22 protein-coding genes are annotated in these 24,490 nt (G+C 62.9%); 14 read left to right on the plus strand and 8 right to left on the minus strand.

Features of this window, described 5'->3' with window-relative positions; all coding sequences use genetic code 11:
* Positions 1–188: 188 nt before the first annotated feature.
* Positions 189–2,060: a sigma-54-dependent Fis family transcriptional regulator gene (locus ACED67_RS09765; protein ID WP_395541409.1), complete on the plus strand. Its 1,872-nt coding sequence runs from the start codon at positions 189–191 to the stop codon at positions 2,058–2,060.
* Here ACED67_RS09765 and ACED67_RS09770 read toward each other — a convergent pair.
* Positions 2,057–3,280 (minus strand): RNA polymerase factor sigma-54, encoded by a 1,224-nt coding sequence (locus ACED67_RS09770; protein ID WP_395541410.1) that lies wholly within the window; start codon positions 3,278–3,280, stop codon positions 2,057–2,059. The two genes, ACED67_RS09765 and ACED67_RS09770, sit on opposite strands and share 4 nt — an antisense overlap.
* Positions 3,281–3,309: 29 nt before the next feature.
* Between ACED67_RS09770 and ACED67_RS09775 the strand changes: the two genes are divergently transcribed.
* Positions 3,310–4,299, plus strand: coding sequence for a hypothetical protein (locus ACED67_RS09775; protein WP_395541411.1), 990 nt, complete (start codon positions 3,310–3,312; stop codon positions 4,297–4,299).
* Here ACED67_RS09775 and ACED67_RS09780 read toward each other — a convergent pair.
* The 3 genes from ACED67_RS09780 to ACED67_RS09790 are packed head-to-tail and all read right to left on the minus strand — an operon-like array spanning position 4,274 to position 5,914.
* Positions 4,274–4,459: a hypothetical protein gene (locus ACED67_RS09780; RefSeq protein ID WP_395541412.1), complete on the minus strand. Its 186-nt coding sequence runs from the start codon at positions 4,457–4,459 to the stop codon at positions 4,274–4,276. The genes ACED67_RS09775 and ACED67_RS09780 overlap by 26 nt on opposite strands.
* Before the next feature lie 17 nt (positions 4,460–4,476).
* On the minus strand, positions 4,477–5,622 hold the full coding sequence (locus ACED67_RS09785; RefSeq protein WP_395541413.1) for a WD40 repeat domain-containing protein: 1,146 nt from the start codon (positions 5,620–5,622) through the stop codon (positions 4,477–4,479).
* Positions 5,623–5,632: 10 nt separating this feature from the next.
* Entirely contained in the window at positions 5,633–5,914 is a 282-nt protein-coding gene (locus ACED67_RS09790) for a hypothetical protein (RefSeq protein WP_395541414.1), read from the minus strand.
* A gap of 47 nt (positions 5,915–5,961) precedes the next feature.
* Between ACED67_RS09790 and ACED67_RS09795 the strand changes: the two genes are divergently transcribed.
* Entirely contained in the window at positions 5,962–6,228 is a 267-nt protein-coding gene (locus ACED67_RS09795) for a hypothetical protein (RefSeq protein ID WP_395541415.1), read from the plus strand.
* Positions 6,229–6,233: 5 nt separating this feature from the next.
* Here ACED67_RS09795 and ACED67_RS09800 read toward each other — a convergent pair whose 3' ends face one another.
* Positions 6,234–6,683, minus strand: coding sequence for a hypothetical protein (locus tag ACED67_RS09800; RefSeq protein WP_395541416.1), 450 nt, complete (start codon positions 6,681–6,683; stop codon positions 6,234–6,236).
* Positions 6,684–7,429: 746 nt separating this feature from the next.
* On the opposite strand from ACED67_RS09800, the gene ACED67_RS09805 reads away from it, so the two are divergent.
* The 9 genes from ACED67_RS09805 (at position 7,430) to ACED67_RS09845 (ending at position 17,590) form a co-directional block, all read left to right on the plus strand.
* A complete protein-coding gene (locus ACED67_RS09805; RefSeq protein ID WP_395541417.1) occupies positions 7,430–9,097 on the plus strand; it encodes an aromatic/alkene/methane monooxygenase hydroxylase/oxygenase subunit alpha in 1,668 nt (555 codons plus the stop codon).
* Positions 9,098–9,196: 99 nt separating this feature from the next.
* Positions 9,197–10,255: an NADH:ubiquinone reductase (Na(+)-transporting) subunit F gene (locus ACED67_RS09810; RefSeq protein ID WP_395541418.1), complete on the plus strand. Its 1,059-nt coding sequence runs from the start codon at positions 9,197–9,199 to the stop codon at positions 10,253–10,255.
* A 52-nt stretch (positions 10,256–10,307) separates the two neighbouring features.
* Positions 10,308–11,366 (plus strand): aromatic/alkene monooxygenase hydroxylase subunit beta, encoded by a 1,059-nt coding sequence (locus tag ACED67_RS09815; RefSeq protein WP_395541419.1) that lies wholly within the window; start codon positions 10,308–10,310, stop codon positions 11,364–11,366.
* Positions 11,367–11,377: 11 nt separating this feature from the next.
* Positions 11,378–11,749 carry an MmoB/DmpM family protein gene (locus ACED67_RS09820; RefSeq protein ID WP_395541420.1) on the plus strand — a complete coding sequence of 124 codons (372 nt, stop codon included), beginning with the start codon at positions 11,378–11,380 and terminating at the stop codon, positions 11,747–11,749.
* Positions 11,750–11,810: 61 nt separating this feature from the next.
* Positions 11,811–12,890 (plus strand): NAD(P)-dependent alcohol dehydrogenase, encoded by a 1,080-nt coding sequence (locus tag ACED67_RS09825; protein WP_395541421.1) that lies wholly within the window; start codon positions 11,811–11,813, stop codon positions 12,888–12,890.
* A 35-nt stretch (positions 12,891–12,925) separates the two neighbouring features.
* Positions 12,926–13,948: an amidohydrolase family protein gene (locus ACED67_RS09830; protein ID WP_395541422.1), complete on the plus strand. Its 1,023-nt coding sequence runs from the start codon at positions 12,926–12,928 to the stop codon at positions 13,946–13,948.
* Between the two features lie 3 nt (positions 13,949–13,951).
* On the plus strand, positions 13,952–14,767 hold the full coding sequence (locus ACED67_RS09835; protein ID WP_395541423.1) for an iron-sulfur cluster assembly protein: 816 nt from the start codon (positions 13,952–13,954) through the stop codon (positions 14,765–14,767).
* A 72-nt stretch (positions 14,768–14,839) separates the two neighbouring features.
* On the plus strand, positions 14,840–16,474 hold the full coding sequence (locus tag ACED67_RS09840; RefSeq protein WP_395541424.1) for a molecular chaperone GroEL: 1,635 nt from the start codon (positions 14,840–14,842) through the stop codon (positions 16,472–16,474).
* Positions 16,475–16,546: 72 nt separating this feature from the next.
* On the plus strand, positions 16,547–17,590 hold the full coding sequence (locus ACED67_RS09845) for an NAD(P)-dependent alcohol dehydrogenase (RefSeq protein ID WP_395541425.1): 1,044 nt from the start codon (positions 16,547–16,549) through the stop codon (positions 17,588–17,590).
* A gap of 83 nt (positions 17,591–17,673) precedes the next feature.
* Here ACED67_RS09845 and ACED67_RS09850 read toward each other — a convergent pair whose 3' ends face one another.
* The 3 genes from ACED67_RS09850 to ACED67_RS09860 form a co-directional block, all read right to left on the minus strand.
* A complete protein-coding gene (locus ACED67_RS09850) occupies positions 17,674–19,692 on the minus strand; it encodes a sigma-54-dependent Fis family transcriptional regulator (protein WP_395541426.1) in 2,019 nt (672 codons plus the stop codon).
* A 133-nt stretch (positions 19,693–19,825) separates the two neighbouring features.
* Positions 19,826–20,326: a hypothetical protein gene (locus ACED67_RS09855; protein ID WP_395541427.1), complete on the minus strand. Its 501-nt coding sequence runs from the start codon at positions 20,324–20,326 to the stop codon at positions 19,826–19,828.
* A gap of 211 nt (positions 20,327–20,537) precedes the next feature.
* A complete protein-coding gene (locus ACED67_RS09860) occupies positions 20,538–21,476 on the minus strand; it encodes a hydrogen peroxide-inducible genes activator (protein ID WP_395541428.1) in 939 nt (312 codons plus the stop codon).
* 141 nt (positions 21,477–21,617) lie between these two features.
* Between ACED67_RS09860 and katG the strand changes: the two genes are divergently transcribed.
* Positions 21,618–23,834: a catalase/peroxidase HPI gene (gene katG, locus ACED67_RS09865; protein WP_395541429.1), complete on the plus strand. Its 2,217-nt coding sequence runs from the start codon at positions 21,618–21,620 to the stop codon at positions 23,832–23,834.
* A gap of 233 nt (positions 23,835–24,067) precedes the next feature.
* A complete protein-coding gene (locus ACED67_RS09870) occupies positions 24,068–24,433 on the plus strand; it encodes an IS3 family transposase (RefSeq protein ID WP_395541430.1) in 366 nt (121 codons plus the stop codon).
* The last annotated feature ends 57 nt before the right edge of the window (positions 24,434–24,490 follow it).

Below are 24,490 nucleotides of genomic sequence, written 5' to 3' on the forward strand. Positions count from 1 at the left end.
CGTTCAGCCTCTGAACAGTTTCGCGGGCGGGGGGCGGGAGAAACCGCTCGACTGGCGCACTGTTCACAAGTTGGACAGATGCGGGCGAATCGCCTGCGCCGATTGACAGGGGGTGCGCAGCCGATACGCTTTGATCGGCCCGGGACGAGGGCGCCCAGGTCGCAGGAGGAGATGCGCCGGGACCAAGAATGGACAACGCCCAGGGAGGGGCCGGTGCCATGGAGATGCAGACATCGGCGCTGACCCGCGCGCGGCATCAGCTTGAAACTCAAGGACGGTTTCCCGGCGGCGCCTTGCCGGGCGACATCACTGAAAGCTGGTTGCGAAGCCTGTCGCACGGGCTTGACCCGCTGGAACGAAGCAGGCGACTAATCCTGTCGGCAACCGAATTCTCGGCCACGCGCCAAATGCATGCGGATCTGATCCGCTTTGCCCGGCCCGAGCTGGAACTGTTGTTCGACCAGATCGCCGGGTCCAATTTCATGATCGCGCTCGGCTCGCCCGAAGGGGTGGTGCTGGACACGCTGCACGATGCCCAGTTCGCCGAGACCGATGCGGGTGCACAAGTCATTCCCGGTTCTGTCTGGAGCGAGGATCTCCGTGGCACCAATGCGATGGGCGTCTGTATCGCCACGGGCCGCCCGGCGCAGGTCTATGGCGGCGAGCATTTCCTGCGCGCGCATGGCGATGTATCCTGCATCTCGGCGCCGATCTTTGACGGGGCCGGGCGGTTGGCGGGGGTGCTGGATGCCTCGTCCATGTCGGCGGTGCGTCAGCAGCACACGGCGGCACTCGTGCAGATGGCAGCGTCGAGCATCGAGAACAGCCTGATCCGCGCCCGCCATGACCGCAGCATGGTGCTGCAATTCCATCCGCGCCCTGAATACCTCGGCACGCTGTCGATGGGGATGCTGGTACTGGGCGAAGACCTCACCGTGACGGCGGTGAACCGCAAGGGCGAGATGTTCCTGACCGGGTTCCCGCGCCTGCTGGGCGAAAGTTTCGACCGGATATTCGAGCAGCCCTTCGCGGCGATCCAGCGCAGGCTCGCCGAGGGCGAGACATTGCGCATCCGCGACCGCATAGGCTCGGCTGTCTCTCTCCGCTGCGTGGCAAACCGGGCGAGCTTCGCGCTGGCGCGCCGGCTGCGCCCGAGTCAGGGTGAAGAAGCGGCACCAGTGAAAAACTTTTTCCGCGATGTGGTGGTCGAAGACCCGGCGCTGTGGCAACGGCTTCAGGCACTGCCCGATGCGGCGCGGCGCGGTGTCGCTATCGCAATCAGTGGCGAGACCGGCACCGGCAAGGCGTTGATCGCCCGATTGGCCCATACCGCTACCGGGCGCAAGGGGCCGCTGGTGGTGCTGGACGGGCGGATGCTGGAAGAGGCGGAGCTGTCACAGATCCTCGGTACGGCCGCTCAGCCCGGGCTGTTGCAAGAGGCGGATGGCGGCACCCTGTTTCTGGATGAAGTGACGGCCCTGCCAAGGGCCGCTCAGGCGGCCCTTGCGGCCGCGCTGGACGGTGGTGAGTATCGTCAGCCCGGTACTGGCGCGCTGATCCGCTGTGATCTTCGGGTCGTCAGTGTGACCAGCGAACCGGACGGGTTGGCGGGGCTGCTGCCCGCCCTGCGCTATCGGCTGGAAGGATTCCGGCTGGTACTGCCGCCCCTGCGCAACCGCGGCGACCTTGCGGCGCTGGCCCTGCGCTTCGCGATCTCGGTGCGGCCCGAGGCGCGAATTTCAGAGGCGGCGCTCGTCCGGCTAGCGGCGCATGCCTGGCCTGGCAACCTGCATGAGCTGCGCGCCATCATCACCCAGGCGATGCTGATCTGTCCGGATGCCGTGCTGGAGGCGCGCGATCTGGAGTCGCTGCTGCCCGCAATCGGCGGCGAGGCCCCGGCGGAATGTTGCCCGCAATGCGCCGGCGTGCCCTGGAAGGAAAGCCAGTGTCAGACCATCCGCGCCATGGTGCAGCGGCATGAGGGAAATGTTTCGCTGGCAGCACGGGCGCTCGGCATGTCGCGAACGACGATCTACAAGCATTTGGGTGAGCAACCCTAGGTGCGCAGCCGCTGGTTGCGGGCAGGGATGCCCAGTTCCTCGCGATATTTCGCGACGGTGCGCCGAGCCAGCGGCTTGCCTTCTCTGCGCAGAAGGGCGGCCAGCGCGGCATCGTCATAGGGCGCGCGCGGGTCTTCCGTCGCCACAATCTGCCCCAACCGATACCGGATCGCTGTTGCCGCCGTGCCGTTGCCTCTGGTCGGCCCGCTGTCGAACAGGCTGGACAGCGTTCGCAACCCCTGCGGCGTCTCGACCAAGAGATCGCGCGCCACCCGCCCGACCGTGCTGTCATGCAGGCCAAGGCGCGCGGCGATATCGGACCGGCTGAGCGCCATCAACGCGCCCGGCCCATGGTCTAGAAAGCCACGCTGCCGGGCCAGCACAGCGCGCGCCACTGCCAGTACCGTGCGGTTGCGCCGCTCGACGATCGAGGCCAGCCATTCCGCTTCGGCCCGCACGGCACGCAAACCCGCCGCCCCCTCTCTGCCGGGCGCAAGGGTCAGCACCGGCAGCGTGGCGCGGTTCAGCGCAATCTGCCAGCCTTCGGCCCCGCGCGACACGATAATATCAGGCGCGCGCAGCGGCGCGGGGGGGCCGCCAAAGGCCAGGCCAGGACGCGGGTCCATCCGCCGGATCTGAGCAAGACAAAGCGCCACCACCTCGGGCGGCATTCCAGTGGCCTGTACCAAGGCTGCCACCCCGCCGCTGGCGACCGCCTCAAGATGGCAAAGCACCGCCTCCATCGCGGGCGTCAACTGCCCGCGATCCGCCGCTTGCAGTCGCAGGCAATCGGAAAGCCCGCGGGCGAACAGCCCGACCGGCTCGATCTCTTGCTGGATGGCTGTCAGCATCGTGGTGGCGGCGGCGGGGCTGCGCCCGGTGCTGGCGGCAATCTCGGCCAGTGAACGGTCAAGCCAACCGTTGCCGTCCAGCGCCTCGACAAAGGCCGTGGCCAGCGCCTCATCGGCCCGCGCTGCGCCGATCATACGCAACTGCCCGATCACATGGGCGTAGAGCCCGCACTCGCTTTCGCCCTGATCCTCGATCAGCGCGGTCGACTGCGGCGGCAGCCGAAGACGCAGGAACGGGTTTGCTGCCGCCCGCCGCATCAGATCCTCAGCCAGCGCCTCGTTTGAAAGCAGCAGCAGGTTCACCGCCTGGATCTGCCGGAACCCAAGGTTTTGACGCTGGCTTTGTGTCAGGCGCGCGGTTAGCGTCATCTGATCCACGCCCTGTGGGAGCATTGGCCTTGGCGACCCTCGCACCGGATCAACCCATTGGACCCGAACGGTTCTACCGCGAAATGTCGCCGCAGCTTGCGGCGCGGTTGCGGCAGATGTGGTCTGCCCGCGGGCACGATCTCGACAAGCTCTGGGGAGAGTGCATTCGCGGCCTGCCCGGCTTTCGCCCCCTGCCCATGACCGAGCGACCCGAGACCGATAGTCGTGCCCATGACCGGCTGTGCCTGTTCGATCAGGCGCTGATCTGGACCATGGCGCTGCATCAGGCGGCCGGCGCAGGGATGAAGATCGATGGGCTGCTTCTGGGTCGCGACCAGCTTTGCGCGCTGCATATCCTGAGCGGGCGGGTGGTCGAAACCGTCGCTGCCTTGCGGCTTCTGGTGCTGTCGGAACTGGCGGTGCCGTCGCTGCAACTGGTGCGATCCGTTTCGGAAGATGTCGATATGCTGCTGGCGCTTTTGTTGCGGCGCAAGCTGGCACAGCAATTCGTCGCCTGCCGCAGTGCCGAAGAGGCGAATGATTTCTGGCGGCGCCATATCGCCGGTGGCCGGGCCTTCCGGCTGGTCGCGGAAAAGCTGTACAGCATCGGCCTCGACCATTCCGACCAGAGCGAATACGGCCGCTGGCGGCGCGAGGTGCTGACGCTCCTGGGTTCGGCAGTGCATAGCTCTCCGCTGGGTCAGGGCAACCGGCTGCGCGATGCCGCATGGCCCGCCAATCCGGTTGCGCGTGATTGTCTGGAATTCGTGACGCATCGGCTGCACGAACTTTGCGCCTGGGCGCATCTGATCGACATAGGGCTGGAAGAGGATTTGACGCTGATCTCCTCGGTCGCCGGGGATGAGGCGCGGTTGCTCGTCTTTGCGGCCGGGTCGCGCGACATCCTGCTTGACCAGATGCGTTGGGCGGTCACCGCCGGACAGGCCAGCGGCGGGCAAGGCAGGGAAGCCATGCCCACCGGCCCTGGCCTGTTCAGTGGCGGCCAGACCCTTCACTGATCTTGTCGCTGGCGATCCAGCGCGCGGCCAGCACGAGCGTTCCCATCGCGAATTCCTTGCCATGGGCGCCGATCATCTCTTGCGAGATTTCAGCGATTCTGGCGAAGAAGGCGTCCTTGCTGGCATCCTCGGCGGTCTGCTGGGGCTGGGCTTCGATCATCTCGGGTCTTCCTTTCGTCATTTGAAGAGCTGGGGCGGCAGTGTCACAAGCGCCGCAGAGCCGGCAGCCGTGCCAATGGCAAGGTGAAGCCCGTCCGCAGACCAGGCCAGCGCCGTTACCGGGCTGCCGTCGGCGTGGCGCAGCGGCATTTCCTCGGGCTGGCCGACCCGCGTAATCGCGACGGCCCCATCAGCCATGCCAAGCGCGATCAGGTCGCGACCCGGATGGGCGGCGATCTTCTCGATCAGCACAAGGCCGGATCGTCCGGTTTTCAATGCGCCTGTCGCCTCGCTGGCCAAGGGCGGTGTTGCCAGTGACCAGCCCGCTGCCCGGAAGGCACCGGATGCAAAGATCGCCTCACCCGCCTTGCTGAACGCGACGGAGGAGGGCGGTGCACGGAAGTTGCCGATGCGGCCGATCGCACCATCGTTGCGCCGCAACAACCAGAACCCGTCTCTGCCGTTTGATCCAGCGATCCAGATTCCGTCGGCCGAGAACGACAGCGGCCCGCTGCCTCCGAGCGGGTGGTTTTCATAGCCCTGGCTGGGCTGACCGAGGAGCAGGTTCTCTGCTAGCATCACAGCCAGCGAACGGTCATCCGGCGCGAAAGCCAGAGCATTTGCCGGACCGGGGGTCAGAAGGCCGGCAAGCCTTCGCATTCCCTCTTCCTCATACAGATCGGTGCGGCCGTCGCGGCCCACGGCCAGCCGGCCCGCAAGGTCCGAGGTAACGGCGAAGATCGGGCTGGTCTTGCTGAGCATCGGAATGACCTGGCCCCGCGGCGTGACCCGGTGGATGCGGCCATCGCGCGCCGCAGCAATCAGGCCGATCGCGCCCGAAGCCGCCAAGAGCGGCGCGCCATTGGCCAGTTCTGACGTCAGGATCGGGGTGCCCACCGGTTTTTCGCGCGGGCGGATGGTGCTGCGTCCTGAGTCCGCCTCGACCCGCATCCGGTTCAGCGCCGACTCCGGGTCCTTGAGCGCCATCAGCGCCAGACGGCCGTTCTCCAGCGCAAAGCCTGCGATCGTGCCTGCAATGTCGAGAGCGACATCGCAGATCGGCGCATCGAGCGACCAACTGCGCGCCAGCAGATCGAAAAGCGGGGATTGGCCGGATTGAGGGGCCGGCTTGGCCGGGGCCTCCTGTGTGGCGGTCGCACTCATCGGATGTTCCTCATTTTAGAGCCAGAAACTCTTGCCCGAGGGCGGAGAGCTGTCTTTCCAACGCCTGCACCTGCGTTTCGTAGGCTTCGGCGATAAGCTGTGCGGCGATTTCGGCGCGCTCGGCCTGCGCCAGATCGGCGCCGCCACTATCTTCGGCCATCTGGCGCGCAAAACCCGCGGCGGCGACCTTCTGCAGCAGCCGATGATACTCGCCGGTCAGGGCGCTCAATTCGGCAGTAAGGCGGAACTGATCGGCGAGAATCTCTTGAGCGCCGCGTGCTGTCGCTGTCATAGTCTTCCCCATTCGCCTGACAACCGACCCGCAGACAGGAGCCGCAGATGCAGGAGGTCGATTCCGAAACCCGGTTTCTGGCCGCCATCTCCCGCGCGGCTGCGGCAGAACTGGGCCATGACCATCCGCTTGCCCTTGCCGCGCGCGAGGCTGCAAGTCCGGGCGATGGCGTCCATGTGCAAGAGCTGCTGGTCACGCTGAACGAAGCGGCGCGTGACCGCATCCTTGCCGCCGCTCACGAGGAGATGCGCGAGGATATTCAGGCAATCTGGAGCCACCTGCCCGGGACCGCACAGGGCGACACTATCCACTGAGCCCGTCATGGCCGCACCGGACGCAGGGCGGCTTCATCGGCATTCAGACCGGCGACCACGCGGGCGATCCCCTCGCTGAAGCGCTTTTCTGCAATGTCGATATGGCTGGCGATCGCGTCCCAGATGTCGACCCGCATCAGGGTTTCCACGTCGCCGATCAGGATCTCGATCTCGCCCAGCCGAAAATTGCGCGCCAGTGAGACGCCTGTGGTCACAAACTCCCGCAGCTCAACCGCATGGCTGTCAATGAAGAACGGCAACAGCGGATGGCTGTCTGGCGTCACACCGGCCTCGGCAAGGCGGGCCTCGAGGAAATGGCGGAAATGGCTGTGCAGGATTTCCTGGCTTTGACCAAGGAAGCGCATGGTGAACACCAGATCCTGTGGCGCGCGCGCGACCACCGCTCCGGCGGTAATGCGGGAAGATGACTGATCGGAGTGTAAATGGTCTGACATCTTGGACGGCCTTTGGCGAACAGGCCGACCAACGCCGGCTCATGTGCCCATTGTAACAGCCGCAAGTCGGTGCAAACAGAGACTATTGATATTAAGGCTATGATTATAAATAGGAAAAGCGTAATTTTGCATTACGATTGTAACATTTTATTCCGGTGACGGATTACAGATTTCGGGCCATTTTACATACTGCGCTGCCGCATAAATTTTCTGCACTTCCGAAACCTAGAACGGGGTCCGAATCGTGGGAGACCCTGCTGTAACGGCCTTCCTGTTACAGATTTGTGCAACTCGAGCCCGCAGGACCGTAACGATTGTAACGTTTTGGAACGCCGGGGGAGGGGCGTCGTCTGGCGCGCCGAACTTGCCGATGAAAAAGTTCGCAAAAAATAAATCATTATATATCAGTCTATTATTTTCCATCTCCAACGGGCCCGCAAGAATATTTGGGCGGAGATCCCGCGCTGGCACCGGTTCTGCATGTATCCCAAGCACAATAAGGCGGTTCCCTGATGCCAGGGCAGACCCCGAAAGAACGAAGGAATGGGAGGAGAAGCGAGGCCACCGGAAAACGGCAGCACCTAATGCGTTGTCGCTTTGTGGTTTCCGGCCTCGTTGCCCGCAACCTTTGCCGTGACCTGACCCGGCCCTTCCCTCGCAACAGGGGCCGGAAAAACCGGGGCGGATAACCCGCCCAACGGCCGGGACAAGCCCGTCCCGACCGTCAACATCAGGAGACTCATGGCATGACGCAACTGACGCTCAACAAGATTACCGCTCAGCGCGGAATCTCGGTCGGCGAAGCCACGAAGAAGATCTCGGATCTTGGCTGGAATCCCAGCTATGTCCAGGAAGCCGCGACCTTCCCGACCGACTACAAGATCGCCAAAGCCCCGCGCGACCCGATGAAACAGGTGCTGCGCTCTTACTTCCCGATGCAGGAAGAGAAAGACAACCGCGTTTACGGCGCGCTTGATGCGGCGCTCCGCGGCGACATGTTCCGCAACGTTCAGCCCCGCTGGGTTGAATGGATGAAGCTGTTCCTCGCGATCATCCCCTTCCCGGAAATCTCGGCCGCGCGGTCGATGGCGATGGTGGCCCGGATCGCGCCCGGCGAAGACCTGCGCACCGGCTTTACCATGCAGATGGTTGACGAGTTCCGCCATTCCACCATTCAGATGAACCTGAAGAAGTGGTACATGGAGAACTATATCGACCCTGCTGGCTTTGACATTACCGAAGAAGCGTTCGGTAAGTGTTATGCCACCACCATCGGCCGCCAGTTCGGCGAAGGTTTCATCACCGGCGACGTGATGACCTCGGCCTGTATGTATCTGACCGTTGTCGCGGAAACTGCCTTCACCAACACGCTTTTCGTCGCCATGCCGTCGGAAGCCGCCCGCAACGGCGACTACGCGCTGCCGACCGTGTTCCTGTCGGTGCAGTCGGATGAAAGCCGCCACATCGGCAACGGCCACTCGCTGCTGATGGCCGCGCTGAAAGAGCCGGAAAACCACCTGCTGCTGGAGCGCGACCTGCGGTATGCCTTCTGGCAGAACCACGCGATCGTCGACGCTGCCATCGGCACGCTGATCGAATATGGCACCACCAACCGCGACAAGGAAAAGGAATCCTACGCGGAGATGTGGCACCGCTGGATCTTCGAGGACTACTACCGCACCTACATGCTGCCGCTGGAAAAATACGGCATCAAGGTCCACCACGACGATGTCCAGGAGGCGTGGAATCGCATCACCAAGAAGAACTATGTCCACAAGGTCGCGCAGTTCTTCGCGGTCGGCTGGCCGGTGAACTTCTGGCGGATCGAGGCGCAGACCGACAAGGACTTCGAATGGTTCGAAGCCAAGTATCCGGGGTGGTATGCGGAATTCGGTGAATTCTGGAAATGGTATGCCAAGTTGTCCAAGCCGGGCAACAAGGTCATCACGTTCAACGAGGAAACCGGATACGTCTACCCGCATCGCTGCTGGTCTTGCCTCGTGCCCTGCCTTATCCGCGAGGACATGGTGGTCGACGAGATCGACGGCCAGCTGCACACCTTCGCGCATGAGCTGGACCGCTGGACCGCCGTGGAGGCCTTCTCGAACGAGTACCAGGGCCGTCCTACGCCGGCGATGGGCAAGTTCTCGGGCAAACGCGAGTGGGAAACTGTCTATCACGGCTGGGATCTCGCCGATGCGATCAAGGACCTGAACTTCGTCCGTGACGATGGCAAGACCCTCGTGCCGCAGCCGCACCTGCGCTTTGACAACAAGGACATGTGGACGCTGGACGATGTGCGCGGCCACACCCTTTTGTCGCCGCTGACCCTGCTGCGCGAGATGACCCCCGAGGCACGCGCCAAGCACGTCGCCGAATACCAGGCGGGCTTCACAATCAATCCCTGCAACTAAGGCAGGTTGGCGGGGCCGGTTCCGGCCCCGCCGCTCACCGGGAATAGACTGAGGCGGCCTTGTGAGGCTGCCAGACTGACGGCGGGGAGGCCGGACAGAATGGGAGAGGTTTACACCGTAAGACTTGAACCCGTTGGCGTGGAGTTCGAGGTCGAAGAGGACGAAACCGTTCTAGACGCCGCATTCCGCCAGGGGATCGCGTTGCCCCACGGGTGCAAGGAGGGGCAATGCTCGGCCTGCAAATGCGTGCTTCTCGACGGCGAGGTCGAGATGCTGAAATATTCCACCTTCGCGTTGAATGATGGCGACCGCGACAGCGGTCAGATCCTGATGTGTCGCGCCAAGGCCTTCGACAATCTGACGATCGACCTTCTGAATTATGACGAGGAGGTCCTGTCGAAATCCATTCCGGTCAAGCAGTTCGAAGGCCGGATCACGGATTTTCGCAAACTCACGCATGACATCCGCGGCGTCGAGATCGAATTGAACGCGCCGCTCAAGTTCTGGGCGGGTCAGTATGTCGACATCACAGTCACCACGGAAGAAGGGGAGACGATCACGCGTTCGTTCTCCATGGCAAATCCGCCGAGCGAAACCCAAAAGCTCTCCTTCATCATCAAGAAATACCCGGAAGGAAAGTTCTCCAACCAACTCGACAACGGAGGAATCCGGGCAGGAGCAAAAGTGAGTGTCGTCGGCCCCTATGGCATGTGCTTCCGCCGCGAGGGGCGCGAGGGGCCAGTGGTTCTGGTCGGCGCGGGGTCAGGCATGTCGCCGGTCTGGTCGATCCTGCACGACCACATCGAAAGTGGCGAGGACCGGCCCGTGCTGTTCTTCTACGGCGCCCGCACCGAACTCGATCTCTTCCATCTCGACAAACTGGCGGCGATCACCGCTGAACATCCTTCGGTCGAGTTCATCCCTGTTCTGTCCCACGCCCCGGAGGACAGCGGCTGGACCGGTGAGACCGGCTTTGTCCATCAGGCCGTGGACCGCAAGCTGCGCGAGCTGGGAGTTGCCGGCGAGGGCGATGTCTATGCCTGTGGCCCGCCTCCGATGATCGATGCGCTGACCCCGACGCTCTTCATGCTCGACTACGAAAGCGAGCGGATTTTCTACGACAAGTTCACCACGACGTCCGGTTCGTCGGGCCACTAAGGCGGCCCGACCGCTCTTCGCTGTGAACCAAACCACCTAGGGAGGAAGACCGATGGCAGCAACAGCCAACCCCGTCAAATCCGGCGCCGCAGGCTCCGCGATCTTCGCGGGATCGACTAGCCGCAAATACAACTACTTCGAGCCGCGGGGCAAACGTGCCACCCACTACGAGGACGTCACTGTTGACGTCCAGCCCGATCCCGAACGCTACCTGATCCAGGACTGGATCATCAGCTTCGGCAACGGCAAGGGTGCCTATACCAAGGACAACACCCGCGCGCTCTCGTCGAACTGGCACGCCTTCCGGGCGCCGGACCAGGAATGGGAACGCACCCATTATCAGCGCCAGTCGAAGATCGAGACGATGGTGCAGGCGGTGATCGGCAACGCCCGCAAAGCCGGCGCGCATCTGGTCTTTGATCGGGTCTGGCAGAAGGTCCTGCAAACGCATCTGGGCGCATGGAAACATGCCGAGTTCGGCCTTGGCACCTCGCTCATGCAGGCGCAGCGCTACGGCTATACGCAGATGATCAACAACGCCACGCTGACCAATTCGTCCTACAAGATGCGGCTGGCGCAGGACATCACGCTCTATCTGGCCGAGATCGGCATGGATATCGAGGGCTGGGATGACGAGCTGGGCAAGAAGGCCTGGTTGGAAGATCCAGTCTGGCAGCCCTGCCGGTTGGCGGTCGAGACGATCATGGGCTCCGAGGACTACCTCGAGCAGTATTTCGCGATCAATCTGATCTTCGAACCGCTGGTGGGAGAGTTGTTCCGTTCGGGCTTCCTGATGCAGGCGGCGGCGGCGAACAACGACTTCATCACTCCCCCGGTCATTTCGGCAGCGGAAGCGGACTACGAGCGCAACCTCGCCAACACCATCGACCTGATCTACCTCCTGGCACATGACGAACAGCACGGCGCCCACAACCGCGCTCTGTTCAACGGCTGGGTGAAGAAGCACGCCGATCTGGCGGACAAGGCCGCGACCGCGCTGCAACCGGTCTGGTCGCAACCCCATTCGAAACCCGTGTCCTTCGCCGATGCCCAGGCCGCCTCGCATGAGCGGCTGGCGCATATCCTTGGCGAAGTCGGTCTGAGCCGCTGAGAGGAGCCACCATGTCCAGCACTGCACGCGACAGCACCAAGAGCAACATCTTCAAGTCGATGAAGGACATCGACCTGAGCAGCCGCGAAATCTCGCATGAATGCGGGGTAACCATGAATGACTCGGTCGAGGCCCGCGCCATCGCCGAATACATGGACCAGGATCCGAAGGTGACGGTGACCTACAATCCGGCCACCATCCGCATCGACGGCGAAGGCAAGCTGATCTTCAAGATGGATGACATCTCGGAATATCTCGGCCGCGAAATGACCGCCGAGATCTTCGAGGTCAACACCTCCACCCATTACGGCCGCATGGTCAGGATCGACGACAACACCGTCATCCTGTTCGGCGACATGGACGAAGTTTTCGAGTTCATCTGAGCGACTTTCGGGGGCGCGCGACCACGTGCCCCCGGCTTTCTCAATTCAGCAGGAGGGCGGAATGGCTCAGATGATGAAGGCGGCGGTGTTCGTCGAAAAGGGTCGGATCGTTCTTGAAGACAAGAAGATCCCGGATGTTGGTCCCAACGACGCGCTGATGCGGGTCACCACCACCACGATCTGCGGCACCGACATCCATATCCTGAAAGGCGAATACCCTGTCGAGCGCGGGCTGACCATCGGCCACGAGCCGGTCGGCGTGATCGCGAAGCTGGGTTCGGCCGTCAAAGGGTTCCGTGAGGGCCAGCGTGTAATCGCCGGCGCGATCACGCCCTCGGGTTGGTCGAACGCCTGCCTTTGCGGCTTTTGCTCGCAGGATGGCGCAGGCACGCCGCATGGCTGGAAAGCGATTGGTGGTTGGAAGTTCGGCAATACCATTGACGGCTGTCAGGCCGAATATGTGCTGGTGCCGGATGCGATGGCCAATCTGGCCCCGATCCCCGACGACTTGACCGATGAAGAGGTGCTGATGTGCCCCGACATCATGTCGACGGGTTTTGTTGGCGCCGAGAACGGAAATATCAAAATCGGCGATACGGTTGTGGTTTTTGCGCAAGGACCCATCGGCCTTTGTGCCACGGCCGGCGCGAAGCTGATGGGCGCGAGCCGCATCATCGCCGTTGATACCGTTCCCGCACGGCTGGCCATGGCCAAGCGCATGGGCGCCGATGAAGTGGTCGATTTCAAGGCCTCGAACAATGTGGTCGAGACCATAATGGAAATGACCAACGGTCGTGGCTGTGACGTGGCGATCGAGGCGCTTGGGCTGCAGGCGACCTTTGAATGGGCGCTGCGCTCGATCCGTCCGGGCGGCACACTTTCAAGTCTTGGGGTTTATTCCACCGATCTGAAAATCCCGCTTGATGCCTTTGCCGCCGGTCTGGGCGAGAAGAACATCCGCACCGCGCTGTGCCCCGGCGGCAAGGAACGGATGCGCCGGATGATGGATGTGGTCCGCGCGGGCCGCGTCGATTTCAGTGCGCTGGTCACCCACCGCTACAAGATTGACCAGATCGAGGATGCCTATGAGCTTTTCGCCAATCAGCGCGATGGCGTGCTCAAGGTCGCGATCACCTTCTGACTCACCCATCAATAGATACGCAAGGGAGGAACTTCATGTACAAGACAGCGGACGGTAAAGAGATTTTCGTTCTCGACGGCCATGTCCACTTTTGGGATGGCAGCCCGGAAAACCAGCGCAACATTCATGGCAAGCAGTTCATTGACTGCTTCTACGCCTATCACACGGGTTTCAGCCCGAAAGAGGTGCAGTGGAGCAAGGAGAAATTCGAAAAATACTCCGAGGACGATCTGTATAACGATCTGTTCGTCAACGGCCCGGACGATATGGCGATCATTCAGTCGACCTATCTGAAGGATTTTTACAAGAATGGCTTCAACACGATCGAACGCAATTTCGAGGTGGCACGGCGCTATCCCGAACGCTTCATCGTCAACGGCTCGTTCGATCCGCGCGATGGTGAAAAGGCGCTTGAATACATCCACTTCATGAAAGAAGTGTATGATATCAAAGGCGTGAAGATGTACACCGCCGAATGGAACGGGGCATCCAAAGGGTGGCGGCTGAACGATCCGCAGGCCTATAAATGCTTCGAGCTGTGCGAGAAGCTGGGGATCAAGAACATCCACGTTCACAAGGGGCCGACGATCAAGCCGCTGAGCCTTGACTCCTTTGACGTGACGGATGTCGATTATGCCGCGACGGATTTCCAGAACCTGAACTGGATCATCGAACATTGCGGCCTGCCGCGTCTGGATGACTTCACCTGGATCGCGACGCAGGAATCGAATGTCTATGGTGGCCTTGCGGTGGCGCTGCCGCTGATCTTCAACCGGCCGAAGCACTTTGCCGAGATCATGACCGAACTTCTGTTCTGGATCGGTCCGGAGAAGATCCTGTTCGGTTCGGACTACGGGATCTGGACCCCGCAATGGCTGGTCGAGCGGTTCTGGAACTTCCAGCTGGACGAAGAGGCCGTGGCCGGCCGTGGCGTCACCCTGACCGATGCGGACAAGGAAAAGATCCTTGGTCTGAACGCGGCCCGGCTCTACGGCATCGATGTGGCAGCCAAGAAAGCCGAGCTGGCGCAATCGCCGGTTCGTATCGCGGCGGAGTGAGCGATGAGCGTGCCACAGATCAGTGGCTCGAAGGCAAGGGAAGTGTGGCGGCGGCTTTCCGCCGTCACCGACCCCGAGCTGGATGAGCCGATTACCGATATGGGCTTTGTCGAACGGCTGGAGGTGTCGCATCTGGGAGATGTCGAGATCGACTTCCGGCTGCCAACCTATTGGTGCTCGCCGAACTTCGCCTTTCTGATGGCGGAAGGCATCCGCAAGGCGGCTATGGCGCCGGGCTGGGCGCAGAAGGCGCGCGTCCAGTTGCTGGACCATTGCTTTGCCGACCGCGTGAATGACGCGATCAACGGCGACCGGGCGTTTGAGGTGGTCTTTGCCGAACTGACGGAAGGTGCCGATCTCGGCGTGGTGCGCGAGACGTTTCGCGAGAAGGCCTTCCTGCGCCGTCAGGAAGCGGTGATGTTGGGGTTGAGGTCGATGGGCTGGTCTGCGGCGCAGATCGCGGGGCTGACCCTTTCGGGCCTTGATGCGCTGAACTTTGGCAATCTGCCCGAGGCCGCGGCGCAGAAGCCGCGCTACCGCGAGATCCTTGTCGGTGACGGGCTTGCCCTTCTGCCCGAGGACCACGCTTTCGTAACCTGGCGCGGCGATCCGATTGTCGCCGAGGATCTGGAGAACCATCTGAGGCGGCTGCGAGCGCTCCGCATCAACATGGAGTTCAACGGTGCCGTGTGCCGCGGCCTCGCCGCCGCGCGCTACAAGGAAGTCGTCCGTGAGGGAGAGGAGCCCGAACTGATCGACTTCATTCTGGGGCGTGTGCCGCCCCGGGATCACGGGGCCAGCCCGGACAGCCGAAGCTGAGCCACGCCAACCCACCACCATGAAGGGGAACCGGCGCGCCCTGCGGGTCCGGTCACAAGGGAGAATTATCCGATGCCGAACTTTCTGATTCACTCGAACGAGGCCCGTCGGGCGCTGGCACGCGGCGTGGCCCGCCTTGCCGCCGCCGTCGAACCCACGCTTGGTCCGAAGGGGCTGAACGCGATGATCGACCGTCCGGTCGGCACGCCGCTGATCACCCGCGACGGGGTCTCCATCGCGACCGAGATCGAACTGCCGGACCGGTTTGAAAACATGGGCGCGCAGGTGGTGCGCGAGGTCTCGATGCAGACCAACGAGGTTGCCGGTGACGGCACCACCACGGCGATCGTGCTCGCCAATGCGATGATCCAGCAGGGCGTAACCCAGGCCGAGCGCGGTGCTCGGGCGGTCGATCTGTGCCGTGGAATCGAACTGGCCGTCGGCAAGGTTGTTGAGGAGCTGAAGCGGCAGGCAGTGCCGGTCAAGGACAATCCACGCCTTCTAGCCGCTGTGGCCAATATCGCCGCCACCGACCCCCGTCTGGGCGAAATCGTGGCCGAGGCGCACAGCCGTGTCGGCGAAAACGGCATCATCAACGCAGATTTCTCAGTGACGGTCGAGACGACCTTCGAGGTGATCGAGGGCATGTCTTTCGAGCGCGGATATATCTCTCATCACATGGTCACGGACCAGGATGAGATGGAGGCGGTGCTGGAAAAGCCGCTGATCCTGCTGACCGATCAGAAAATTCTCGCACCTTCCGCGCTGGATGCGGCACGTGAGATTGCCGATGCCGAAGGGCGGTCGCTGCTGATCGTGGCCGAAGAGATTGCCCCCGAAGTGGTGGTAACGCTGCTGGAGGCTGCCCCTCCGGGCAAGTATCTGATCGTGCACCCACCGGAATACGGCCATTGGCGCAAGGCGATGATGGATGATCTGGCCATCCTGACCGGAGGTGAGGTTTTGGCCCGCGATCTGGGCAAGAAGATCGAGAATGTCAGCCGTGAACAACTGGGCGCGGCGCGGCAGGTACGCGCTTCGGCCAGCCAGACCACGGTGATCGGCGGTGCGGGCGATGCGGCGGCTATCGCGGCGCGGCGGCTGCAGGTGCAGCGGCAGTATGACATTGCACCGCCGAATATCGAGCAGGACAAGCTGCGCGAGCGTCTGGCCAAACTGTCGGGCGGCACGGCGGTGATTCATGCCGGCGGCCTGACCCCGGTGGAACAGAAGCGCAAGATTCAGTTGATCGAGGATTCGCTCTACGCAATCCGAGCGGCGGTCGAAGAGGGCGTGGTGCCCGGCGGCGGCTCGGCGCTGGCCCACACCGCGCCGGTGCTGGATGCTGTGGCGTCGGAGGTATCCGGCGATGTGGCCGCGGGCGTGGAACTGGTGCGTTCAGTCCTGACCCGGCCGTTGGCGCGGATTGCGATCAATGCCGGATCGGACCCGAACGCCGTCATCGCCGAAGTTGTCCGTTCGGCCAGCGGTTTCGGTTTCGACGCCGCACAGGGCCGGTTCCGCGACATGATCGAGGCTGGGATCGTCGATCCAGTGCGCGTCACCTGTTCAGCGCTGGCCAATGCGGCCTCGGTCGCCAGCCTGATCCTGACCACTGAGACCCTTATCGGTCATGCCGAAGAATATGTTGATCCGACGGCAGGCCCCGCCCTTGGAGGCGGTTCGGAGCGGCTTGGCCGCCAGTAAAGGACAGGGGCGGCCGGATGTGCCGCCTCACGCCGCTTAGGCCCTTGAAATCCATAGGATAAGGAACGCGCCATGAAGGCCGCAAGACTGTATGAATACGATCCGGCGATGAACGTGCAGTTGGTGATCGAGGATATCCCGGCTCCCACCATCCTTGCCCCCGACGAGGTGATCGTCCGCGTTGGCGCGGCCGGGCTGTGCCGCACCGACCTGCATATCATCGAAGGTGTGTGGAAACCGATCATGGACCCGCACAACACTTTGCTGCCCTATGTCATGGGCCATGAAAACGCTGGCTGGGTTGAAGACGTCGGCAGCAATGTGCGGACGGTAAAGGCGGGTGATGCCGTGATCTGCCACCCGCTGCGCACCTGCGGTGTCTGCCTGAACTGCCACCATGGCCATGACATGTATTGCGATCACGGTCTTTTCCCAGGCCTGGGTCTGGACGGCGGCTTTGCAGAGTATTTCAAGACGAACGAGCGTTCGCTGATCAAGCTGAACACCAATATCATGCCGCTGGACGTGGCCCCGATGGCAGATGCCGGAATCACCGCTTATCGTGCAGCAAAGCGGGCCGCAAAGATGCTGCCGCCTGGAAGCTGGTGCGCCGTGCTGGGTGTGGGCGGCCTTGGCCATATCGCGCTGCAATCACTGCGCGAGCTGTGTGGCGCACGGCTGATCGCCATTGATCGTGAGCCGGGGGCACAGGTTCTTGCCAAGGAACTGGGCGCTGACGTGGTGCTGGATGGCGGGCCGAACCTGATTGAGGAGCTGAAAGAGATCACCGGCGGCGGGGCGCATGTGGTGATCGATTTCGTCGGTGAGCTTGGTGTCGAAAACATCTGCTGGAAGCTGTTGCGCAAGGGCGGTGAATGTATCGTCGTCGGCTATGGCGGCAGGATCGAGGTGCCGACGCTGGATCTCGTAGCCAATGAGATCAAGATCGGCGGCAGCCTGGTCGGCGACTATACCGAACTGGTCGAACTGATGGAGCTGAACTCGGACGGCAAGGTGAAGATGCACTACACCGCCTACACGCTCGACAACATCAACACCGCGATCGACGACTTCAAGAACCGCCGCTTCACGGGGCGGGGCGTGATCGTGCCCTGATCTTGGTGGCCGCCGTCAGGCTTTTGAAATAATTTTAGGAAAAGGCGCCACACCCTTCCAGGTGGCGCCTTTTCTACCCGATCTCACTCATAGGTGCGGCGGATGCCGTAGGTCTTCAGCTTGCGATACAGCGTGGGGCGCGAGATGCCCAGAATATGGGCCACCCGGGTCAGATTGCCCTCTTCGGCAATCAGCGTCCGTCTGATCGCCTGCTCCTCCATATCGGTCAGGTTGGCGGGCGCCGGGGCCTCGACCGGCGGCGCGGACGTCCCGCGCGGTTGGGTACGGAGGGCGGCGGGCAGATCTTCCTCGTCGACCATGTCGCCGATGACCATCAGATGCAGCCGCTCGAACAGGTTGCGCATCTCTCGCACATTGCCGGGCCAGCCATAACCGGCCATCAGTTGTGCCGCTCCTTCGGTCAGTACCAGCGGCGCCCGACCAAGCCGCGTCGCCACCGCGCGGTTGAAGTGATCGGCCAGCGCCGGAATGTCGCTGAGCCGTTCGCGCAGCGGCGGCACCTCGATCGTAATCGCGCTGATCCGATAGTAAAGATCGCGACGGAAGCGCCCGGCCTCAACCTCTTCGCGCAGGTCGCGGTTCGTCATCGCCACCAGTTGCACGTCGATCTGACGGCGCTTGGAATCGCCGATCCGGTAGACCGCGCGCTGCTCCAGCACCCGCAGCAGATAGGGCTGCAATTCCAGCGGCATCTCGCCGATCTCGTCAAGGCAGAGCACGCCGCCATTGGCCTGTTCGAACTTGCCCGCTTTGCCATCACGGGTGGCACCGGTAAAGGCGCCCGGCGCGTGGCCGAAGAGCTCTGATCCGAACAACTCGGCCGAGATCGCCCCACAATTCACCGTCACAAACGGCGCGCGGCCCCTGTGGGCGGCCGAGGTATGGATCAGCCGGGCGAACAATTCCTTGCCTGCTCCGGTTTCGCCCTGAATCAGCACGGCCGAACCCGCGGCGGCCGTGCGCCGCGCCAGATCAACCGCAGCGGTAAATTTCGGCGCCTGCCCGATCATCAGCAACTCATCCCGCTCGGCCCCCGAACGGGGGGGGATGCGGAAGGCTTCGACCGGCGCTGCCGGGGCGGCAGCGGCTTGTGGGCGCGGCGGCAGGATCAGCGCTGCTCCGCTGAATTCGCCGTCAAGGAAAAGGCGGCTGACCCCGCTGGGGCGCAGATGTGGCGGGATGGCGCGGGCAATGTCCTGATCGCTCATCGAGACGGTCAGCGGTATGAATTGCTGGCCAAGCGACAGTTTCGGCGCGGGATGATCGCGGAGGGTACCTGAGGGCAGGCGGTGATACATCACCCGCCCGATCCGGTCGAGGATCACCACCGCATCGCGGCCGCCTTGTGCCGGGCTGCTGTCGAGAAATGCCTCAAGCAGCCGGGTGCGCCGCATCTCTTGCCGTTCGGCCAGTGCCGCTTCGATCTCGCGCGCGACCGAAGCGATCATCGCAACATTATGCGGGCGGAAGATCAGGGGCGGCCCGGACAGGTCGACCACCCCGATGATGCGCTGATCAACCGGATCGCGGATCGGGGCGGCGGCGCAGGTCCAGGCCTTGATGCCTTGACAGAAATGCTCGGACGCATGCACCAGCGTGGGGCGACCCGAGCGGATTGCCGTGCCGATCCCGTTGGTGCCGATTGCGGCCTCATCCCATTTTCCGCCCTGAATCAGATGGATGCTGCGCGCTGCCTTGTGGGTGCGCAGATCGCCGATCTGTTCAAGAACCAGTCCCTCGGCGTCGGTCAGCACCAGAATGGCGTTGGCCTCGGACAGCAGCGGTCCAATCTTCTGAAACGGCGCATGGGCGGCGGCGCGTAGATCGGAAGTCTTCTGCCGCGCATCTTCCAGCAGTTCCTCGGTCTCATTCAGCGGCGCCAGTTCTGCGGTGGCGTCGATTCCGGAGGCAAGACTGCGCGACCAGGATTCAAGGATTTCGCGCCGCACACCTGAGGTTCGGCTGTGCTCGATGTCCCGGTAGGTCAAAAAATCCTCCCAGGCGCGCATCGTGGCACGCTGGTCCAGCCAGTCATCGAACATGCCGGTCCGGGTATGGTATCCCGAAAGCTGATCGGTCATGCATCTCCTCCCAAAGGGCTGGGGCGATGGCGTCGCCCTTGCTGTTGCATGTGCACATGCACGTGGTCTGGCTTTTGCAGGAGGTCTGGCGTCCGTGGGGGCAGGCGCCGGCATGTCATTGTGACGCGCAGGATCAGCCCAGACCCAGTCGTTCGGCAATCTCACCGGCGAGCAGGCTTTCCGGGCAGGCATGATCAATGATCTGCCCGTCAAGCTCGCCGATCTTTTCGGTGATGTCATCGGGCAGGCCCGAGACAAAGCCGTTCTCGCGCGAGGCTATAGCAAAGTAACGGGTTCCCTCCTGGCGCCGGATCTCGCCCAGCAGATGGACTTGCCGTCCCGAGCCGTTGTCATAGGCTACAACCCGGTTGTTCACGCTGACCTTGATCCGAATATCCCCGGCGTCCGCCGCAGGGCTGTGCCCGGCAGAGACGGCATAGATGCGACGGCCCTCCTCAGCCGCCGGTGCCCTGGCCGCTTCTGCCTTGGCCCGTTTGTTCGCGCTATAGCCGCCCTGCGTAAGGTGATCGGCGATCTGAGTGATAGCTCCCCGGTTCGCCTGGATGATTCGGTTGGCTCGTTCGTCCTCGCGGCGCGGGCCACTCCGCTTCGAAATGATATCGACCATGGCCATCCTCCCAATGTCCAGTGAGACTCGTAACCAATTGCCCCCGAACGAAGTCCGGGCCCGCCTCCCCGCGTGCCGTTGGTTGCAACGTCGGTTCCGTGTCACCTTGCGCCGCATCTTCTGCACCAAAAGCTATAATATGGATACTGCGTTCAGCAAGCATTTCCGAAAACTCCACCTGCGCGTGGCATCACGCTGTCGTCATCTTCTCCGGCTTTCAGTCGTGGCGCCAGCCCGGCAATTTGGTCAGTCCGCTGGCCTTTCTCAGACGGATGCCGCAGTCCCGCACCACCTCGGCGATCTGCATCAGCTGCGCCTCCATCCCGCTGGATTTGCGCCAGACCATGCCGATGGATCGCAGCGGTTGCGGGTCGCGAAACCGGGCAACTGAAACCTCGGCCGAACGGGTTTCGATCGGCACCGCCATTTCGGGGATCAGCGTCACCCCGACCCCGACGCCCACCATCTGCACCAGTGTCGAAAGCGAGCTTCCATCCAGCATCTCGCGGGGCTGGGTCGAAGGCATGTCACAAAACGACAGCGCCTGGTTGCGAAAACAATGCCCCTCTTCCAGCAGCAATAGCCTCATCTCGCGCAGCTTGTCGCGGTTCGGAACCGGCTTGGCCGCATCCTCGGCGGGGCGGATCAGCACGAAACGTTCATTGAACAGCGGCACCTCGTTCAGCGAGGGTTCCGAGACTGGCAGCGCAAGGATCGCGGCGTCGATGCGCCCGTCGTTCAACTCTTCGATCAAGCGCGAGGTCATGCTTTCGCGCAGAATCGGGCTGAGACCGGGGAACTCCTGCTCCAGCCGCCGCACGACCGATGGCAGCATATAGGGCGCAACCGTCGGGATCACGCCAAGGCGCAACTTGCCTGCGGGCTTCGTCCCGGCGGTGCGGGCCAGATCGTCCAGATCGTCAAGGATCGCCAGCATCGCCCGGGCACGCAGATGCACCATCTCGCCAAACGAGGTCAGCCGCACCCCGCGCGCGCCGCGCTCCAGAAGCGGGCTGCCGGCCCCTTCCTCCATTTCCTTGATCTGCATCGACAGGGCGGGCTGTGTGACCGAACAGGCCTCGGCGGCGGCGCTGAAGGTTCCCAGCCGGGCGAGGGCATCGAAGTAGCGAATTTGTTTCAGGGTCAGGCTGCGCATAAGGAAGTCTGATACATCTTATCAGAATATTCAAGTTTCCCTGAAGCGATCGCCTGGCTAGAATGATTCCAGTTTCGGGGTCGGCACGGGAGAGGTCGGTCCGGGGCAGATCAACACCCGCCGATCCTTTGGGAGGACAATATGGACGGAAACACCCCCGCCGGGCGCTGCCCGGTGATCCACGGCGCTATGCCGCACGCGACCCTTGGGGGGCGCGGCAACAAGGACTGGTGGCCGAACCAGTTGAACCTGTCGATTCTGCATCAGCATGCGCCGAAGTCAGACCCGATGGGCGCGGATTTTGACTATCGCGCCGAGTTTCAGAAGCTGGATTATGCCGGGCTGAAGAAAGACCTCGCAGCGCTGATGACCGACAGCCAGGACTGGTGGCCGGCGGATTGGGGCCACTATGGCGGGCTGATGGTCCGCATGGCCTGGCACGCGGCAGGCACCTATCGGACCGCAGACGGGCGTGGCGGCGGCTCGACCGGCAACCAGCGCTTTGCGCCGCTGAACTCCTGGCCGGACAATGGCAATCTTGACAAGGCGCGGCGCCTCTTGTGGCCGATCAAGCAGAAATACGGCAACCGGATTTCCTGGGCCGATCTGATGCTGCTCGCCGGCAATGTCGCCATGGAGACGATGGGCTTCAAGACCTTCGGTTTCGCTGGGGGGCGCGCCGATATCTGGGCACCGGAGGAGGATATCTATTGGGGTCCGGAGGGCGAATGGCTCGCCACTTCCGACAAGCCGTCCAGCCGCTATTCGGGAGAGCGTGATCTGGCGAACCCTCTTGCGGCGGTGCAGATGGGGCTGATTTACGTGAACCCGCAGGGGCCGGATGGCAACCCCGATCCGGTCGCCTCGGGCCGCGATGTGCGTGACACCTTCGCCCGGATGGCGATGAATGATGAGGAAACCGTGGCGCTGGTCGCGGGCGGCCACACCTTTGGCAAGGCGCATGGCGCGGGCGATCCAACGCTGGTGGGCGCCGAACCCGAAGGCGGCGCCATCGAGGCGCAGGGCTTTGGCTGGCTGAACAGGCATGGCTCGGGCAAGGGCGTCCATACCACCACCTCGGGCTTTGAGGGCGCCTGGAAGCCGAACCCGACCACCTGGGACAACGGCTATTTCGACATGCTGTTCGGCTATGAATGGGAGCAGGTGAAAAGCCCCGCCGGCGCGATCCAGTGGCGCGCGAAGGACTGCCGTCCGGAACATATGATCCCCGACGCGCATGACCCTGCGGTGAAACACGCGCCCTTCATGACGACGGCGGATCTCTCGCTGCGCTTCGACCCGATCTATGAGCCGATTTCGCGCCGCTTCCACCAGAATCCGGGCCAGTTCGCCGATGCTTTCGCCCGCGCGTGGTTCAAGCTGCTGCACCGCGATCTGGGGCCGAAGACGCTGTATCTCGGCCCGGAAGCGCCCGCAGAAGAGCTGATCTGGCAAGACCCGATCCCGGCGCGCGACCATGCGCTGATCGACGCAGCGGATATCGCAGGGCTGAAAGGCGAAATCCTTGCGGCTGGCCTATCCACGGCAGAACTGGTGGCAACCGCTTGGGCCTCGGCCTCGACGTTCCGCGGGTCTGACAAACGCGGCGGGGCCAATGGCGCCCGGATCCGCCTTGCGCCACAAAAGGACTGGGCAGTCAACCAGCCCGCGCAACTGGCAAAGGTGCTCGCCGCGCTCGAGGCCATTCAGGCCGATTTCAACGCCGACCAGACCGGGGGCAAGCGCGTCTCGCTGGCCGATCTGATCGTGCTGGCCGGCGGCACAGGGATTGAGGCCGCAGCTCTTGCCGCGGGACGGCCGGTTTCGGTGCCCTTCACACCCGGGCGGATGGACGCCACGGCGGAACAGACCGACGCCGCCAGCTTTGACCCGCTGGAGCCGGAGGCGGACGGGTTCCGCAACTATTCGAACGGCCGGTATCGCACCGCGCCGGAAGAAATGCTGGTGGACCGGGCGCAGCTTCTGACGCTCAGCGCGCCGGAAATGACGGTGCTTGTGGGCGGGTTGCGTGTGCTGGGCGTTAATCACGGGGACAGCTCCCATGGCGTGCTGACCGACCGCAAGGGGCGGCTTACGAATGACTTCTTCGTCAATCTTCTGGACATGGGCACCGAATGGCGTTCGGCGAATGAAGATCAGACCCTATTCGAAGGCCGCGACCGCAAGACCGGTGCGCTGCGCTGGACCGGCACGCGGACCGATCTGGTCTTTGGATCGAACTCGCAGTTGCGGGCGCTGGCCGAGGTCTATGCCCAGGCTGACAACGGGGCGAAATTCGTTGCTGATTTCGTCCGTGCGTGGGTCAAGGTGATGGAACTGGATCTGTTCGGCGTGTGACGCCCGGACCCGAATGCGCGACGGGGCCAACCCGCCGCGCATCGACCAGACCCGTGTCTTGATGATGCGTTGGTCCTGTTCGACGATGGTGTTCAGATACCTGATCCGCGCATGTCGTCGAGATCTGCAGGTGGTCAGGCCAAAATTGCGCAGATCTCCCATCGTGTCGATCTGCGCATCCGAGGTCGAACTATTGCACAGCTCATTCAGGCGTTCGCCTAACCGATCTGGCCTTGCAGGCGCTCCTCGCGGCCGTCTGGCGGCGCAAGTCCAAGATCAGGGCAATCATCCATTCCGACCAGGAATCGCGGTTCACCAGGCGCGTGTGGCAGTTGTTCCCGGCCCAGCAAAGTCTCGAGGCCAGCATGTGCCGCTGTGGGTACCGTCATGAACATGCCGTCGCGGAAAGCTCTTTCCAGATCCTCAAGCGAGAGCGCATCCACCGACGAACATACCTGAGCGGGGAAACCACAAGATCGGACGTGTTTGACTACATAGAGATGTTCTCCACCCCAAGGCGCAAGCACATGAACATCAACATGCTGTCGTCTGATGACTTCAAAATCAGGCAGGAGAAACTGAACGAGGCAAGTGTCTAGGAAACTAGGGGCACCTCAGTTGACCCACTGAGGCAAGGCTGACACTGTTTGAGGCAA

The organism is Neotabrizicola paludis (assembly GCF_044142105.1).
GTDB lineage: Bacteria > Pseudomonadota > Alphaproteobacteria > Rhodobacterales > Rhodobacteraceae > Pseudogemmobacter.